Here is a 15,884-nt window from a genome sequence, read left to right as displayed (position 1 = left end):
GGCAAACAAGCGGAAATGGTTGCTTTGCCCTTCGCTGATTCACTGCGCTTAAAACTCGCGCAAAAAAAAGGGCTTCTCATGTTCAGTGAAACACGGGAAGCCCTTTCTTTAAAGAACGGATGTCGTTATTTTTTTGCCACGGCAGTCTTGAGCATCTTGCCGGCCGTAAACTTTGGGACCTTTTTCGCCTTGATTTTGATCGGTTTTCCTGTCTGCGGATTTCTTCCGGTTCGGGCTGCCCTTTTCGCAACCTTGAACGTGCCGAAACCGATGAGTGTTACAGATTCGCCCTTTTTAAGTGCTTCGGTCATTGATTCGAGAACACATCCCACGGCTTCCCTCGCCAGTTTCTTTTTCCCGACAACTTTCGCTACCGCTTCAACCAGATCGCCTTTATTCATCTCTACCCCTCCTCATCAATGTCGTTCGTCACTGCCCACAACACTTACACCGCACACGCACTCGCTAAATCAGCATTTAAAGGCCATTCTGCTAAAAGTCAATAGAAATGTTCTGTTAAATCAACAAATAGCGGAAGAATATTTCGAGAAACCTTCCCGGAGGGTCTTTTACAGCTCCTGTACCCGGTCGATGCGGTCCGGATGAGAGAGGGCTATTCTGAGGGTTCGTCTCTGCCCGATCTCACTACTTCGACACGAAAGGCCGCAGTCAGGCATCTGTGTAGGAGAAGACGCCGCGGCGCATGAAATCGGAGCCCATCGAAACGGCAGGGGGCGCTCAATCGCCCTTTTCCTGTTCTTCCTCTTTGATAAGCTCTTCAAGCAGCCTTTCCAATCCGTCGATGATCTGCTCCTCCGAAGGATTGACAAGCTTGGAGGACTTCTGCAGATCTTCTTCGGTAAGGCCGATTTTCTTCAGGAGTTCTTGCTTATATCTTTCCATGGGACGACTTGCTATAACATCTTTGCAGAATTGTCAAAAGGAATGCCATGAGCCTCTCCAAACAAACCGTCGGGATATTCCGTCTTGATACTTTGTCCGGCCCTTTCTATAATCGCACCCGAAAGAACATCCTCACCGGATCAATCAAGAGGTGCGATTTATGAGTTCTCCGCGTTTTCCCGAACCCTATGAGCATCGGCATCCTCCCTTCTGCAACATCCGTGATCTCAATGTGAAAGAGGAAGAGGAATTGCGGGCGATTCTCGATCATCTCGCCGCCCAGGACAAGGCCCTTATCGAAATCCATCGGCAGCTTGCCGCGATCCGCAATGACCGGGAACGGTTAAACGGAACCGATGGCCCACTATAACGCAACAGCGCCCAGCGCTTTTAAGGATAAAGGAGGGTTTTCAGCATGCTGACTATCGATCAGACCATTCTGCTCGTCATTGATTTCCAGGGCAATCTGGCACAGGCCATGGACGACCGGGGATCCCTGTTTGAAAACGTTCGGAAAATCATCCAGGGGATACAGACCTTTGACATCCCCCTGATCGTCACCGAACAGATTCCGGCCAAACTGGGACCGACGATCCCTGAAATCGCCGGCCTGTTCCAAGGCATGACCCCGATCGCCAAGGAAAGCTTCAGCTGCTTCCAGAATCCCGGCTTCCGGGAAACCCTGGAGAAAACGGGACGCCGACAGGTCCTGATGACGGGAATTGAAACACATATCTGCGTTTACCAGACCGCCCGGGATCTTCTCGCAGCGGGCTACGAAGTGTACATCGTCGCCGACGCCGTCTCCTCGCGGACAGCCCGGAACCGTGAGATCGGTTTGAAGATGATGGGGGATGCCGGCGGCAGACTCACCTGCACGGAGGCGGTCCTCTTCGAGCTTTTACGGACAGCCGCCTCCGAAAAATTTAAAGACATCTTCAGAATCGTCAAGTAGACAGCGGGGGGAAACCCCTGTTAGGCATGACAGAAAGGCAAGGAAGGGCCGAATTCAGCGGCGGAGGCGGAAAAGCCGGCCGCCGCTGCAATAAGAAACAGAAAACCCTGGACTGTTAATTGCGTGACACCAGGTGACGGACTGCCTTCTCCAGACCGTCCAGGGTCAACTCGAACATGGGAAAGACATCCTGGACAATCCCGATGGTCCAGGTATGGCGCCATTCCCACTCCGGCTGGGGATTCAGCCAGACGGCATGGCGGAAGGTCCGAGCCATCATTTTCAGCCGCTCGATGCTGGCAATAGAGGACCGATGGAAATAGTAAATCCCCCCATTCTGATGCATCAATTCCGACGGTGCCATGCTGGCGTCTCCCACCATGATCAGGCGCGTATCCGGCTCCTTGCGGAGAAAATCCTCGATGGCCTCCGCCTTGTGGCGGCGCTCCGGATCCTGCCAGACATGATCGTAGACGGTATTGTGGAAATAGTAGATCTTCAGATCCTTGAACTGGGTGCGGGCGTAACTGAACAGGGTCTGCACCACTTGAATATAGGGATCCATGGACCAGCCGCCGTTGTCGATCATCAGGATCACCTTGAGGCGGTCCGTCATCCGGCGGTCAAAGACAATCTCGACCTCGCCGGCATTGCGCATCGTTTCATAGATGGTCTTGTCCACATTGACGATGTCTTTCGGCCCCTCGGGAACCATGCGCCTCAGACGCTTCAGGGCCTCGCCCATCTGGCGCTGGGTCAGAGGGCCTTCCAGGGAATAGGACTTATAACGCCTGTCCATGGCCACCTTGATGGCCGATTTGTTCCGGGAACGGCCGCCAACGCGCATTCCTCCCGGATGGTAACCTGAATGGCCGACGGGTGAGGTCCCCCCGGTGCCGATCCACTTGTGTCCCCCGTGGTGCTCCTCTGTCTGGTCCTTGAGGCGATCGAGGAAATACTGCACCAGCTCTTCCGGGGTCATTTTCTGCATCTCCTGCTCGTCGATGCCCAGCTCCCGGGCCAACGCCCCGGGATCCTTATTCAGCCAGTCCTCCAGCATGGCCCGAACAACGTCCGATATTTCCTCGATATCGGGCTCCTCCAGGGCCACCCCTTTGAAATGATAGGCGAAGATCTGATCATAGAGATCAAAATAGCGCTCACTCTTGACCAGGATAGAGCGGGCCACCGTGTAAAAATCCTCGAGGGAGGTCACCATCCCCAATCCCAACGCCTTCTGCAGCCGGAGGAAGGAAGTCGGGGATACCGGGATCCCCTTCTCGCGCAGGGTGTAAAAAAATTGCGTAAACAAGAAAATCCCCCCTTACATTCTCAGGCGTGACATCTGTTGGGCGGCAAGATTCAAATCCGCGCTCTTCTTGAACAGGATGCCGAGGTAGGGCGAATCCCCCCTTCGCAGCTTGCCGACCTTGAAGTCCGGATCCGCTTTGAGGGCGCGAATCCAGTTGATCAGTTCCCGCGTGGCCGGCTTCTTCTCGATGCCTCGGAATTCCCGCAGCCGGTAAAAGGTGGCGATGCAGGCCTCCGCCATGTCGTCATTGATGCTGGGGAAATGGACATCCACAATCTGCCTCATGACATCGGGATCGGGGAAAGCGATGTGATGGAAGTTGCAGCGCCCCAGGAAGGGGTCCGACAGGTCCTTCTTGGCGTTGGACGTGATGATGATGACCGGCCGATGCTTCGCCTTGATCGTCTTGTCGATTTCGATGATGTCGAACTGCATCTGGTCCAGCACGTCGAGCATGTCGTCCTGAAAATCCGTATCCGCCTTATCGATTTCATCGATGAGCAGAACCGTGCGCTCATCGGCCACAAAGGCCTGGCCGATCTTGCCCATCTTGATGTACTCTTCGATATCGCTCACATCCCGTTTAGAATCACCGAAACGGCTGTCATTGAGACGCGTCAGGGTGTCATACTGATAGAGAGCCTCCAGCAGCTTCATGCTGGATTTGACGTTCAGGACAATGAGCGGCATGTTGAGGCTTTCTGCGATCGCATGGGCCAGCATGGTCTTTCCCGTACCAGGCTCACCCTTCAGCAGCAGCGGCATTTCAATGGCAATGGAGACATTGACGATTTTGGAAAGCTCCTCGTCGAGAATATATTTCGAGGCCCCCTCGAACCGGTGTAACGACTTGTTTTCACTCATAACGGAAACTCCTTGAACTCCGGGAATCAACCCGATTTTTTGCAGGAAAGACCTGCAATATTTTTTAGGTCCGGACAGCATTTCAACTCCATTCCTTCAACCCCGCAGATATAATCATGCCATGCAGCCTTGTCAAGATCTAATATAAAATCATAAAGATAACACCATAATTTCTTATCTCTGAACTGTCCTCCTCCCGGCCGTCACCGGCGGGCCAGAAGCATTCGAACCAGGCGGGCCGGCATGGGGTCCACCGTGTGGAGAGCGCCGTGGGGACAGACTTCGATGCAGCAGAAGCAGCGGATGCATTGGTCGTAGATGAATTTCAGGGGCCGAACGCTTCCGTTGATGGCTTTCGCCGGGCAGATGTCCCAGCAGGCCCCGCAATGCCGGCAGCGATCCAGTTCGGCAACGGGCCTGGGAAGGAAGTAGAGCCTGAGAAAGCGCTGCAGGATCCGGGGGCCGTAGAGCAGAGACGGCACGGACCGGGGTAGCTCAAAAGACCTGACAGGCTCCAGCTGGCCGTCGATGGAAAGCGGCTCTTCCAGAAGCCCCCTTTCACCGGCGGTTTTCAGGACGGGGATTGCCTCCGGCTCCAGTTCCAGGATTCGGCAAACCGTTCTGTCGATGGCCAGGGCATTGTCACTTCCGATCAGCAGGCCGATCTCCTTCGGAACTCCCCGTTTTCCAGGCCCTTCCCCCTCCAGGGCCAGAATCCCGTCGAGGATTGTAACGGCAGGAGAAATCCGCTGGTAAATCTGGACCAGCAGCCGGGCGAAGAGGGGATGATTGACCCCTGTCCTCATGTGCCATTCCGGTTTGCGGTATCCTACGATGCACCCAAAGAGATTCTTGACGCCCAGCGTGAGGATCATCTGGCGGTGGGTTTTAAGCTTGGGGAGATTGATGATAAAATCCGACTCGATCGCTTCCCTGGCGATGTCGATGAATCCGAAGGGCGGGCCGATGTCGATTTTCAGGGATTCCTGAAAGGGGCGGCATTCCACGTTCAGCGGGGCCAGGGCTTCCGAAATGCCGCTTTCCTGAAGAATCCTGCCGAAGGAACCCAGCGCCGGACTGTCGGCGATGAGGGGGCGGGCGCCCCGCTCCAGGACGTATTGCGCAACGGCCTTGATGACCAGAGGATGCGTCAAGAGGGCCTGTTCAGGGGCGGCGTAGGTCATCAGATTGGGCTTGATCAGCACCCGGCTCCGGGCGGAGAGGTTCCGTCCTCCGAAACGATCCAGCATGGCGAATACCAAAGGCTGCAACGTTTCGTACCGGTACGAGGATTTTCGAATCATAACGAGAGACATGAACCGGACCAAAGCTCCTGAGTGCGGCAAAGATCGGCCATTCTATCATTAAAGGCTTTCCGGGGCCATTATTTAAATTCCCGGATATCTTATGGAGAACGGGGGCCTCACGAAGGCGGGAAGGAAAGAGAAGCGGCGACTGGATTTCGTGCCGCATCCGACGCAACGCCGTGCATCCGCCTCGGCGTTGTGCCGGTTTTCAGTATCGCGGCATCGGCCGCTGAAACTGGAAACATCAAAGGGATTGTGACAGGGAGAAAGCGGCGGCAAGAGCCAATCCGGCCACGACGTATACGAGGGCCCTGTCATAGCGGGCTGCAAATCGGATCAGCTGCTCGTCCCAATCGGAAGTCTCGACATAGCGCTGAAAGCGGCGGAGCTGCCTTCCAAGGTCAAAGGGGCACCGGGCCACGGCATTTCTTCCGCTCAAATATCCGGCGTTTCCTGCGGTCATTGTTCTCATCTCTACCCTCCTGTCACATGAAAAATCAGGTTTTCTGTCTGTTATCTCAGTCCCGCCCTAGGTATGGTATTTCCGGACGACGGCCGTGACCACCCCGGCCAGCTTCAGTTCCTGCCGAGGCCGGATGAGCGGGTAGTTCGGATTGGCCGCCTCAAGATAGACCTCGCCCTTTTCTTTTCGAAAGGTTTTCATGGTCCACTCGTCGTCCACTTCGGCAATCACCACGTCGCCGTTTTTCGGCTCCCGGCCCTTTTCCACAATCACGAGGTCCCCCGGCATAATCCCCTCCCCGATCATGGAATCGCCGGATACCTGCAGCAGAAAACTTGCTTCGGGCCTGGACACCAGGTATTCATCCAGGGAGAGGATATCCCTCAGCTCCTCTTCTTCCGGAGAGGGAAAACCGGCGGCGACCTCTCCGACCAGGGGGATGGAAAAGGGCCGCTGCTTCCAGGCAAGACGCCCCTTTGAATCCCGCTCCAGGATCTCCGCCTCGATGAGTTTGCCCACCCAGAAATGCACAACGCTTTTCGACTTTACGCCGAGGAGCGCCACCATCTCCTCATAGGTCGGCATCCGCCTGCTCTCGCGGAAGAACGCGGCAATCTGTTGTTTCACGCTCTGAACGGTTCGTTTTTCTTTCATGACTCACTATTATAGAACGACCGTTCTATTGTCAAGAAAAATCTTCCAGCCGGTTGATCTTCTTCATCCAGGTCAGGGATCCTCACAGCGAAAGATGAGTCAACTTCTGAATATGATATTGCTTAATGAACCATTTCTTCTTGACTTCACCGTGCCATTCAGACAAGATTTTTTCCTGGATCATTGCTTTGCCCCGAGGGCACGTCATCCTCCAAAAAAATGAGAAAGGAGACTGATCATGTCTTATGTCATTATCGGTGTTCATGGACTCGCAAACAAGCCGCCCCGGGAGAAACACGCCCAGGATTGGATCGCGGCGATCCGGGAAGGATTAAAAAGAAACTGCTCCCTCGACATCCAGACCATCGACTATATCCCGGTCCATTGGGCGCATCTTAATTACCCCGATCCGGTAAGCCCCGATCCCGAACCCTATGTCGCGACCCCTTCAGACCAACCGATCAAGAAATACCGGGACGGCTTTATGGACCAACTCAGAGGATATGTCTCTGATGTTCCGGGCGACATGATCCAGAAGGCCAAGGAGTGGTTCGGGTTCGGCCTGGTTACCGAGGCCGTGCTGAACAGGAAGCTGACGGACCTTGGCCTGTATTACAGCAGCCATGAAAACCGCACCGAGCTGAGGGGATTGGTGAAAGATGCCATCGACGGCAGCAAGAACCGGCGAATCACCCTCATTGCGCACTCGATGGGATCCATCATTGCGTATGATGCCCTCAGAGAGCTTGGAGACACCGATATGACGTATCGAGTCGATAATTTCGTCACGATCGGCTCCCCTCTCGGGCTTCCCACGGTTGCAGCGAGAATCGCCAAAGAATGGAACATTCTCCGCACCCCCAGCGTCGTGAAGCGGTGGGTGAATTTGTCTGACCCGAGAGATCCTGTCGCCTTTGATGCCCGCCTCCGGAATGATTATGAGGCCAACGACCGGGGCGTCAGGGTTGAAGACGACCTGATATTGAACAACTACCAGGGACCGGACGGCAAAAAGAATTATCACAAGATCTATGGCTATCTGCGTTGTCCTGAGATGAGCGAACTGCTCCGCGGCATTCTCTGACGGCGCAGCGATCCCGCCGGCCCGGTCCCACCGAAGGGTCCGCGCTTGATCGACGGGCGGGACGGCGCCGGAATCATTCGCAAACCGTTTTCCCTGGATTCAGCCGTCAAGACCGGCCGTTTGAACATGGGAAATCGCGCAGAACCTCCCGACCATTCTTCGAGAGGAATGATCGTAATCCCCCCTTGATTAAATCCGCGCACATGGATATCCTGCCCGGGTTTTTTCTAATTAGGAGCCTTTTCATGATGAAGATTCTTCTGGCCGGCTATAACCTGGATTACGAAACGATCCGGCAGCTGCAGGCTGCCCGGCCTGATCTGCGCAATCTGACCCCTGAAACCCTTTCCGCCGCCTATGCCCGCATAAGCCGCGATCCCCGGCCTGTTGATGAGCTGCGGGCCGTTGCCCGGGAGACGGTCGAAAAGGCCAGGCAGTCCAACCAGACCATCGTCTTCGGTCTGGGACACAGCTCCATTGCCGAACACGCCGTTTTCAACATCGATATCCTGGGTATTTCCCGGCTGGCGGCGGAGGAAATCGAAAAATGCCGCCTCTGTTCCTACACAGAGAAATCCCAGCGCTACATCCTGCTGGCTGACGATTTCGTGATTCCCGATGAGGTCCGGCAGGCGGGGCTGGAAGAGGCCTTCCGGGAAATGATCGGGGAGCAGAACGCCCTCTATCACGCCCTGTATGAAAAGCTTTTGCCTTACGTCCTGGAAAAGCATCCGGAAATGGCCGCCCTCCCCGCGAACCGGGCCATCCTGGAGGGATGGGCCAAGGAGGACGCCCGCTACATCGTTTCCCTGGCAACGGAGGCTCAGCTGGGGATGACCCTCAACACCCGGAATCTTGAACTCATGCTGCGGCGGCTGGCCGCCCATCCCTTAACGGAGTGCCGGGCCATCAGCCGGCAGCTTTACGAGAGGACCTTTGAAGTTGCGCCGTCCCTCATCCGCTACGCCGACCCCACCCCCTTTGACCGGGACACCCGGCCGGCTCTGCGCAGGGCAGGCGGAGCCCTGTCGGCCCGATATGCCGACGGGGAAGATCCGCAGGTTGGTGAAGGCGGGGAAGAAGGCCGGCAAATGGGCGGCGTCCGCCTGATCGAGGCCGCGCCGGACGCCGATGAACGTATCCTGGCGGCGCTGCTTCATTCCTCGTTGTCCCTGTCCCTCCACCGATGCCGGACCCTGGTGCACCGGATGAGCCCCACCGAAAAAACGGCCCTTCTGGAGGAGGCCCTCCGCTTCCTATCGGAGCATGATGCGGTTCTGAGGGAGTTTGAATATGCGGACCTGACCTTTGAGCTGACCCTCTCGGCAAGCTGCTTCGCCCAGCTCAAACGGCACCGGATGGCCACCCTTACCGTTCAGGACTACCATCCCGATCTCGGGGTCACGATTCCCGACGCCATTGTGGAAACCGGCATGGAACCAACCTTCCGGGAAGTCATTGCCCGGACGGAAGCGGTCTATCAGCGGATCGCCTCAACGGCTCCGGAAGCCGCCGCCTACATCCTCACCAATGCACACCGCCGCCGGGTCCTCCTCAAGGTCAATGCCCGGGAGCTCTACCACATGGCCCGCCTGCGGGCCGACGCTCACGCCCAGTGGGACATCCGCCGGCTTGTGAACGACATGCTCGTTCTTGCCCGGAAGGTCATGCCCCTCACCCTGATGCTGGCCACCGGCAAGGACGGCTTTCGGGACGCGCACCACGCCCTGTTCCCGTCCAGGGGATAAGGAACGGGAAAGATAGAGGATGCAGGGGTTTCGGATGATGCCGCCCTGCCGGGCATCGGCACAGTCCGTTTAAATTCCCTGCTTCTCGTATTCCTTGCGCAGCCGCTCCAGCCCCTTGCGGTAGCTTTCGCCATCGCCGTACTCGAAAAATCGGGGATAGCGGTCGTGAGCGGCCATAATCCGGCGGGCATGTTTGATGGGACACCAGTACTGCTCCGTGCGGGCGGCAACCTCCCGGAAATAGGCAGCCAGGCCGTTGGCATAGGAGCAGTAGAAGCAGTTGAACTTCTCAATGGCGTTGAGATAGGGAAGATCCACACGGTCAAAGACGAGATAATCGGATCGTTTCGCTTTGGGAATGCCGTACACGGGAAAGCAGATGCCCTGGTACACAAAAATCAGCAGGTCCAGCAGCACGAAAACGAGAAAGCCGGAGTAGATCAACGGAGCCGTCAGGATGTTGAGCAGCCGCGCTTCGATCAGGAAACGGACCACGCCCTGTCTGAAACGGCGCTGCTGGAGGGCCACCTCTTCACTGAGGCGGAAGCGCTTCCTGTCGATGCTGGTCAGGAGATCTTCCCGTTTCCTCTGGAACTCAATCTCCATTTCCTCTTCAAGTTCCTTGATCTTGACGATCAGTTCATCGATCCGATGTGTCATTGCCGCCTCCTTGTTTTCCCTGGAGCCTGACAGCGTTCAGGGCTGGTTCCGATCCGATTCCAGATATTCTTTCAGGACAACGGCATTGTTGTGCTCCGTGTCCTTGGCGCCATACACGAGCGTGATCGTGCCATGGCAGGCATTCTTCCGAAGTTCTTCAACGACTTCGGGCTTATGGTCGAGTTCCCCGGCATAGCGGTCGCGGAACCCGGCCCATTTTTCCGGATCATGGCCGAACCATTTCCGGAGAGCGTCACTGGGGGCGATTTCCCTGAGCCACAGATCGATCCCAGCCGAACTCCTGGACACGCCGCGTGGCCAGAGCCGGTCCACAAGAATCCGCAATCCGTCTTCTTCCTGCGGGGCTTCATAAGCCCTTCTCAGCTTGATGTTCATAGAGCCTCAGCCCGTCAGCACTTTCCTTGAAGACCGACAGGGGTTTCCCCGCCGGATCAGACGCGTTTTCCTCTCAGAGGGCCCTCTCTTCCCGGCCAACGATTACCGTGAGCTTCCCCGTACTTTTCCTTACAAACAAACCCGGCCGATACGACATCTCCGTCGCGTTGTCTCGCCGTTGCCCTTCACAGCCCTTTCTTTTCGAACCAGGCGAACAGGGAAATCGTGGCCGCCCAGAACAGGGCGATGATGACCCATGGCGAAAGGCCCGTCACTTCCGGCAGGCCGATCTTGCCGAAGTTTTTCCACGCCAGAACGGTGGATTTGAAAAAAGGATAGAGCTCTGCATAGAGAGCCGCCCCGGCCACCATGCCCAAGGCGGCAAACAGGGCATGCCAGCGTCCTTCCCCCAGTGCGCCGACGGATGTGCCAGGGCAGAAGCCCATGATGGCCCAGCCGGCTCCGAACAGGGCGCCGCCCACCACCACGGCGCCGACATTCATGGCTTTATGGCTCAAGGTGATGATTCCTGCGTCGGATAGCAGGTTAATCCCCACCATGCCGACGAGGATCGACGAAAGCATGAATTTGAAGATGGTCATGTCCCTGAGCATCAGGGCGCCGAGCTGCTTCTCGAATCGCAGCACGCGACCTTTCTGCAGAAGAAACCCGAAGGCCACACCCGTCATCAGGCCCAGTATCTGTTCCGTGCTCATGACGCCCTCCTTCCATAGAAAATGGCCGCAACAATGACACCCACGCAGAAAAACATCGCCAGCGCCACAAAGGCACTTCCCGACAGCTGCATCATGCCGCTGAGGCCATGGCCGCTGGGGCAGCCGTCCGCCATCCGGGCGCCTACCATGGCGACAATGCCTCCGAGGAAGGCTCCGGCCGCCCTTTTCCCGACGGACGGCCCGAAGCGCTTTTTCCACACGGGGGGAACACCTTCCAGTTTAAAGCTCCTGTCGGAGAGGGACGAGACCAGCGCTCCCAGGAAAATGCCGCAAACCAGCATGAATTGCCAATCGACGCGCACCTTTTCCTTCTTGAAGTACTCGTTCGCCGCCACGTGCTCTCCGGCAACCGTCCGCTCCAAAAGGCCGGCGGCACGGACGAATGTCGTTGAGGCTCCCAGATAGGTGCTCTTCCCCAGCAGAGCGGTCGTCGCCCATACGGAGACGACGGCCAGGAGCCCCAGAAGGGCCCCGGCGAGGTAAGGGCTCCAGCCTCGATCCTTCGTTTTTCTCTTCATCACGCGATCTCCTTTCTTCCAGAAAGATTCCAAGGGGACTGCCAGGGCGATCCTTACACGATGTTCCTGAAGCCGCTGCTCTTATTTCAGCAGCCACTGGTGCAGGAAGGCAGCTGCGGTCCAGGCGGCAAAACCCGCGGCTAGGACCTCCGGCAGTGAACACCCTTTTTTCAAACACAGAAAGGCCACAAAAAAGAACAGCAGGGTCGGCAGGATGCCCCAGAATGCCCCCTTGGCAAAGCTCTGCATGATCTGTGGATCGCCCCCGTTCTCAAGATAGACCCAGACCAGAACAAGGGCACCGGTCAACGGCATGACGCCGATCAGGCCCGCCAGCAGAGGAAACCTCCTGGCAAGGGCAGTCGCCAGGACAATAACGGACACACTGATGACCACTTTGATGAGCATCTGCATGGGGTGCTCCTCATCTGTCGCCCAGAGCAGGACCCGGCGGGGACAGGCCTCCAGACACATGCCGCAGCCGATGCACTTTTCCCCGTCCAGCTGCAGAGTTACAACATGTTCCAAGCAGAGCAGCGTTTCCATCGTGCTTTTTCAACACTCCTGTCGGCTGCTTGACATTCCTCACCAAAGAATCCGGAGCGTCTTCGCGGCAATCCAGAGCGCCAGACCCGCCAGCCCTCCGGCGATCTGCAGGGGAAGAGCCAGGCGCATTTCCCTGCGCACCCCGGACAGGGAGGTAATGAGCGTAGAACCGGTAAATCGCATGGCCAGGAAGGAGGAAACGGCGGGCACAAGAAAGAGGACGGAAAAAGACTCCAGAACCCTCGGCAGAGATAGGGGGGAGGTCAGCCGGGCGTTGAGCAGAAACAGGACGATGATCCAGGCGGGGCACAGCCCCTTGGCGGCAAACGTCCGGCCCGGCAGCCACGGGAAAAGCGCCGGAGTGACCGTCGTCCCGGAAAAAAATGCCCCCAGCAGGGCATAGACCATGAAGAGTCCTGAATCGAAGGCAAGAGCCGTCTTCCATCCGTATTCTGCGTCTATCCCGGCGGCAAGCAGGAAAAAAAGACAGAGCGGAATCAAAAGCTTCAGGCTGGAAATCCATTCCATGGGAATAAGGGCGATCCGATCCCGGAGGGGAAAGGTCTTTCTCCGCATGGCCTCCGTCGCCTTCATCCCGGCATCCAGGTATGCGGGAAGGTCGCAGGCCTCCACCGGGCCATAGGAAACGGTAAAGCCGGTCCGGCTTCGAACCTCGTGGGCGGCCACTCCCGAGGCTGCAAGCTGCGGCAGGATCAGCCGCCGATGCTTCACCACCTGTCCCAGCCCGCTGGACTGCAGGCGAAGGACCAGCTCCTCCGTCCCGAAATCCCCTTTCGCGGCGGCACACCAGACATTTACCCCTTGCGTGTCGAGAACGAGAATCCAGGCGGACCTGCCGGAAAGGGCCTCCCGCAGACGGTCAAAGCTCGCTTTATCGTTTGCCGAAACCACCACCGGGGACGCTTCGTCCGGTCTGCCCAGGGCGTAGAGGCCCGGATCAAGAGAGTAGTTCCTCCAGCCGATTCCAAAGCGGACCTTGAGGCTGCCGAGCAGATCCCGGCGGGAAAGATCGGCTTCCACGACGGGAACAGCACCGATGGGTGTGTGCAGAAAACCCCGGACGAAAGATTGATGAAGGCCGGGAAGATCTGATGAAGTCCGACCCCCTTCGTCGCCAGCGGTCTTCGATGAGATCCCGGAAATGATCTTCCGGCTCTGCTGTTCCGACGGCATAACATGACTCCCGAATCGACGGAAACCTTTCCGTTCGTTTTGTCTTTTTGAATCATCTCTGATAATCACTATAGACGAATTTCCATCTCAACAAAACTTAAATTTATAATTCACAAGTTATTTTATATAGATAGATGATTTATTGGTTCACGAGCCGGGACCTGCGGCCTTACCCGCATGTTTCGTTCTCCGCTGCCTGCCGCCGGAACATGACGCCCCGGATACGGCCAAACCTGCCGACCGGAGAGGTCCTTTCTCCGGCCTCCCTCCTCTGCAGCCTGAGGACCTTGCAGGGGAGAGGCATCATTTTTTTCTGGTCTCTTTTTTAACCTTGAATGATGAAAAGGCATATGCCATACTCCGTTTCCTCATTAAAGTTGATTTTTTCTGGCTCAGGCCGGTAACGGCCTCCTTCTTTGGACTTGAATCGAGTGCAAACCGGGGTCGTTGACTTGCCTTTATACCAGTTTTTATGTCGCTCTGTGAGCGCATTACTCGCCTGACATTTTAAGGATGGTACCATGGGGAAAAAAATTTTCATCATTGACGACAATAGCCATCTCAGCATGTTTTTGGAAAAAAAGTTGACCGATGCCGGACATGAGGTCGTCACGGCCATGGACGCTCTGTCAGCCTTCAGGGCTCTGGAACATTATACCCCCGACATCATTCTCTGTGATTACTTTCTTCCGAACATCAACGGTGATGAGTTGTGCCAGAAAATCCGCCGGATGGATTCCCTGAAAAGCGTCTTTCTGGCCATCATGTCAGCGGCAGCCCATGAATTGGATCTGGATCCTTCTAGCATAGGCGCCGATGCCCTGATCGCCAAGGGTTCTTTCAAGGAGACGGAATCCCATATTTTAGCCCTCCTTGAAGATGTGCAGACCAGCGGTTCCCGCCCGGGGAAAACCGGCCGGATCGGATTGGAATGCACCAATGCGAGGCAGTTGACCAAGGAACTGATTGCCAAGAACCGATACCTGCAGACAATGCTTGACAGCATTGCGGAAGGGATCATTGAGATCTGCTCCGGCCAGATTGTTTATGTCAATGCTCCGGCCATGAAGATCCTGGACCAGACACAGGATCAGATCCTCTTTGTTCCGCTTCCCACCCTCTTTGAAGGAGAGGCGAGAACCCAGATAGAGTCGCTCCTCGGTTCCCACTCTCCGGATCAGATCCTGATCGAGCAGCCGGAAACAGAGGATGGCAAAGAACGCATCCTGTCCGTAAAAAGATTGCCCTCCTGCGGAGAGTTCAGCAACATTCTTATCCTGATCGAGGATGTCACGCGGCGGATACAGGCCGAAAAAACGCTGCGGGACTCCCACCACCATATGGAGGAACTGGTTCAGGAGCGGACGGAGGATTTGAAGCGGGCTAACGAAATGCTCAAGCAGGTCCAGAAACTGGAAGCCATCGGGACACTGGCGGGAGGCATTGCCCACGATTTCAATAATATCCTGAGCGCCATGATCGGGTACATGGAGCTCACCAAACTGACCCCCAGCCCGGAAAAGCGCCAGTTTTATCTTGACCGGGCCCTCCAGGTCAGCAATCGCGCCAAGGACATGATCAAACAAATCCTCATTTTCAGCCGCCCTCAGGATCAGGAGAAAAAGCCCATCCTCCTGGCACCGGTCATCAAGGAGGGGCTCAAGATGCTTCGGGCCACGATCCCGTCCACGATTCAGATCAATCAGCGGATTTCCGACCAGTCCCTCATGATTCTCGCCGATGCGACCCAGGTGCACCAGATCCTGATGAATCTGGCGACCAATGCCTTTCATGCCATGAGGGAACGGGGCGGCATCCTGGACATTGAACTCGCTCAGGAAAAAATCCCTCCCGGCAAGCGGCATCCGTCCATCCATCTCGCTACAGGCGAGTACGCCAGATTACGGGTCAGGGATACGGGACACGGGATCGATTCGGCGATTCTTGACCGGATTTTTGATCCCTTTTTCACCACCAAGGGCCCCGGAGAAGGAACCGGCCTGGGGTTATCCGTTGTTTACGGCATTGTCCGGGATCACGGCGGCAGGATCCATGTCGCCAGCGTACCGGGAGAGGGCACAACCATCAGTGTTTATCTGCCCCTGATTGAACCGGAAGAACCCGGAGACAACGGAGACTCGGAGCCGATCCCCAAGGGCAGCGAACGCGTCCTGTTCGTTGATGACGAAGCGGCCATTCTCGACGTGACAAAATCCATGCTCACGGCCCTCGGGTTTCATGTGACCGCCAGACAGAGCAGCGCGGAAGCGCTGGAGCTTTTTCGCGCTCAGCCCGATTCCTTTGATATTGTCATCACGGACATGACCATGCCCAACATGAGGGGAGACAAACTGGCCGAGGAGCTGTTGAAGATTCGCAGCGATATACCCATCATTCTCTGCACCGGGTACAGCGACCTGATTTCCGAAGTCAGGGCGCAGGAGATCGGCATCCGCCAATTCCTCATGAAGCCGCTGTCCCTCGGGGACCTGGCGCGGGCTGTCCGCAAAGTCCTGGTCTGAAGCGCAGGCTTCGAGATTCCG

At 56.5% G+C, this 15,884-nt stretch carries 18 protein-coding genes; 5 read left to right on the top strand and 13 right to left on the bottom strand.

What is annotated here, in order from left to right; genetic code table 11:
• Positions 1–125: 125 nt before the first annotated feature.
• Both AB3175_RS08605 and AB3175_RS08600 read right to left on the bottom strand, forming a co-directional pair.
• Positions 126–401: an HU family DNA-binding protein gene (locus tag AB3175_RS08605; RefSeq protein WP_367360536.1), complete on the bottom strand. Its 276-nt coding sequence runs from the start codon at positions 399–401 to the stop codon at positions 126–128.
• Between the two features lie 337 nt (positions 402–738).
• On the bottom strand, positions 739–903 hold the full coding sequence (locus tag AB3175_RS08600) for a hypothetical protein (RefSeq protein ID WP_367360535.1): 165 nt from the start codon (positions 901–903) through the stop codon (positions 739–741).
• Between the two features lie 160 nt (positions 904–1,063).
• On the opposite strand from AB3175_RS08600, the gene AB3175_RS08595 reads away from it, so the two are divergent.
• On the top strand, positions 1,064–1,273 hold the full coding sequence (locus tag AB3175_RS08595; RefSeq protein WP_367360534.1) for a hypothetical protein: 210 nt from the start codon (positions 1,064–1,066) through the stop codon (positions 1,271–1,273).
• 45 nt (positions 1,274–1,318) lie between these two features.
• Positions 1,319–1,858 (top strand): hydrolase, encoded by a 540-nt coding sequence (locus tag AB3175_RS08590; protein ID WP_367360533.1) that lies wholly within the window; start codon positions 1,319–1,321, stop codon positions 1,856–1,858.
• Between the two features lie 115 nt (positions 1,859–1,973).
• On the opposite strand, the gene AB3175_RS08585 is transcribed toward AB3175_RS08590, so the two are convergent.
• From AB3175_RS08585 to lexA, 5 genes are all read right to left on the bottom strand, one after another.
• The gene (locus AB3175_RS08585; protein WP_367360532.1) at positions 1,974–3,170 is read right to left on the bottom strand and encodes a VWA domain-containing protein; all 1,197 of its coding nucleotides are present in this window, start codon (positions 3,168–3,170) and stop codon (positions 1,974–1,976) included.
• A 12-nt stretch (positions 3,171–3,182) separates the two neighbouring features.
• A complete protein-coding gene (locus AB3175_RS08580; protein WP_367360531.1) occupies positions 3,183–4,034 on the bottom strand; it encodes an AAA family ATPase in 852 nt (283 codons plus the stop codon).
• A 203-nt stretch (positions 4,035–4,237) separates the two neighbouring features.
• Positions 4,238–5,350, bottom strand: coding sequence for a DUF362 domain-containing protein (locus AB3175_RS08575; RefSeq protein ID WP_367360530.1), 1,113 nt, complete (start codon positions 5,348–5,350; stop codon positions 4,238–4,240).
• Between the two features lie 235 nt (positions 5,351–5,585).
• Positions 5,586–5,813 (bottom strand): hypothetical protein, encoded by a 228-nt coding sequence (locus AB3175_RS08570; RefSeq protein WP_367360529.1) that lies wholly within the window; start codon positions 5,811–5,813, stop codon positions 5,586–5,588.
• A 57-nt stretch (positions 5,814–5,870) separates the two neighbouring features.
• Positions 5,871–6,458, bottom strand: coding sequence for a transcriptional repressor LexA (gene lexA, locus AB3175_RS08565; protein WP_367360528.1), 588 nt, complete (start codon positions 6,456–6,458; stop codon positions 5,871–5,873).
• 238 nt (positions 6,459–6,696) lie between these two features.
• On the opposite strand from lexA, the gene AB3175_RS08560 reads away from it, so the two are divergent.
• Together AB3175_RS08560 and AB3175_RS08555 are read left to right on the top strand one after the other, a co-directional pair.
• The gene (locus AB3175_RS08560; protein ID WP_367360527.1) at positions 6,697–7,542 is read left to right on the top strand and encodes an esterase/lipase family protein; all 846 of its coding nucleotides are present in this window, start codon (positions 6,697–6,699) and stop codon (positions 7,540–7,542) included.
• A gap of 245 nt (positions 7,543–7,787) precedes the next feature.
• The gene (locus tag AB3175_RS08555) at positions 7,788–9,290 is read left to right on the top strand and encodes an FAD-dependent thymidylate synthase (RefSeq protein ID WP_367360526.1); all 1,503 of its coding nucleotides are present in this window, start codon (positions 7,788–7,790) and stop codon (positions 9,288–9,290) included.
• Positions 9,291–9,359: 69 nt separating this feature from the next.
• Here the strand turns inward: AB3175_RS08555 and AB3175_RS08550 are convergent, their stop codons facing one another.
• From AB3175_RS08550 to hgcA, 6 genes are all read right to left on the bottom strand, one after another.
• Positions 9,360–9,950, bottom strand: a complete 591-nt coding sequence (locus AB3175_RS08550) for a hypothetical protein (RefSeq protein ID WP_367360525.1) — start codon at positions 9,948–9,950, stop codon at positions 9,360–9,362.
• Positions 9,951–9,986: 36 nt separating this feature from the next.
• Positions 9,987–10,346, bottom strand: coding sequence for a DUF488 domain-containing protein (locus AB3175_RS08545; protein ID WP_367360524.1), 360 nt, complete (start codon positions 10,344–10,346; stop codon positions 9,987–9,989).
• 185 nt (positions 10,347–10,531) lie between these two features.
• Positions 10,532–11,062, bottom strand: coding sequence for a YeeE/YedE thiosulfate transporter family protein (locus AB3175_RS08540; RefSeq protein WP_367360523.1), 531 nt, complete (start codon positions 11,060–11,062; stop codon positions 10,532–10,534).
• Entirely contained in the window at positions 11,059–11,601 is a 543-nt protein-coding gene (locus AB3175_RS08535) for a YeeE/YedE thiosulfate transporter family protein (protein WP_367360522.1), read from the bottom strand. Before AB3175_RS08535 ends, AB3175_RS08540 begins: the two co-directional genes overlap by 4 nt.
• A gap of 81 nt (positions 11,602–11,682) precedes the next feature.
• Positions 11,683–12,129, bottom strand: a complete 447-nt coding sequence (locus AB3175_RS08530; protein ID WP_367360521.1) for a 4Fe-4S binding protein — start codon at positions 12,127–12,129, stop codon at positions 11,683–11,685.
• A gap of 57 nt (positions 12,130–12,186) precedes the next feature.
• The gene (gene hgcA / locus AB3175_RS08525; protein ID WP_367360520.1) at positions 12,187–13,341 is read right to left on the bottom strand and encodes a mercury methylation corrinoid protein HgcA; all 1,155 of its coding nucleotides are present in this window, start codon (positions 13,339–13,341) and stop codon (positions 12,187–12,189) included.
• Positions 13,342–13,862: 521 nt separating this feature from the next.
• On the opposite strand from hgcA, the gene AB3175_RS08520 reads away from it, so the two are divergent.
• Positions 13,863–15,863 carry a response regulator gene (locus tag AB3175_RS08520; RefSeq protein WP_367360519.1) on the top strand — a complete coding sequence of 667 codons (2,001 nt, stop codon included), beginning with the start codon at positions 13,863–13,865 and terminating at the stop codon, positions 15,861–15,863.
• The last annotated feature ends 21 nt before the right edge of the window (positions 15,864–15,884 follow it).

Source organism: Syntrophus sp. (in: bacteria) (assembly GCF_040768185.1).
Lineage (GTDB): Bacteria > Desulfobacterota > Syntrophia > Syntrophales > Syntrophaceae > Syntrophus > Syntrophus buswellii.
Note: the sequence above shows the minus strand (reverse complement) of the source record. Positions and strands in the feature narration are given on the sequence as shown.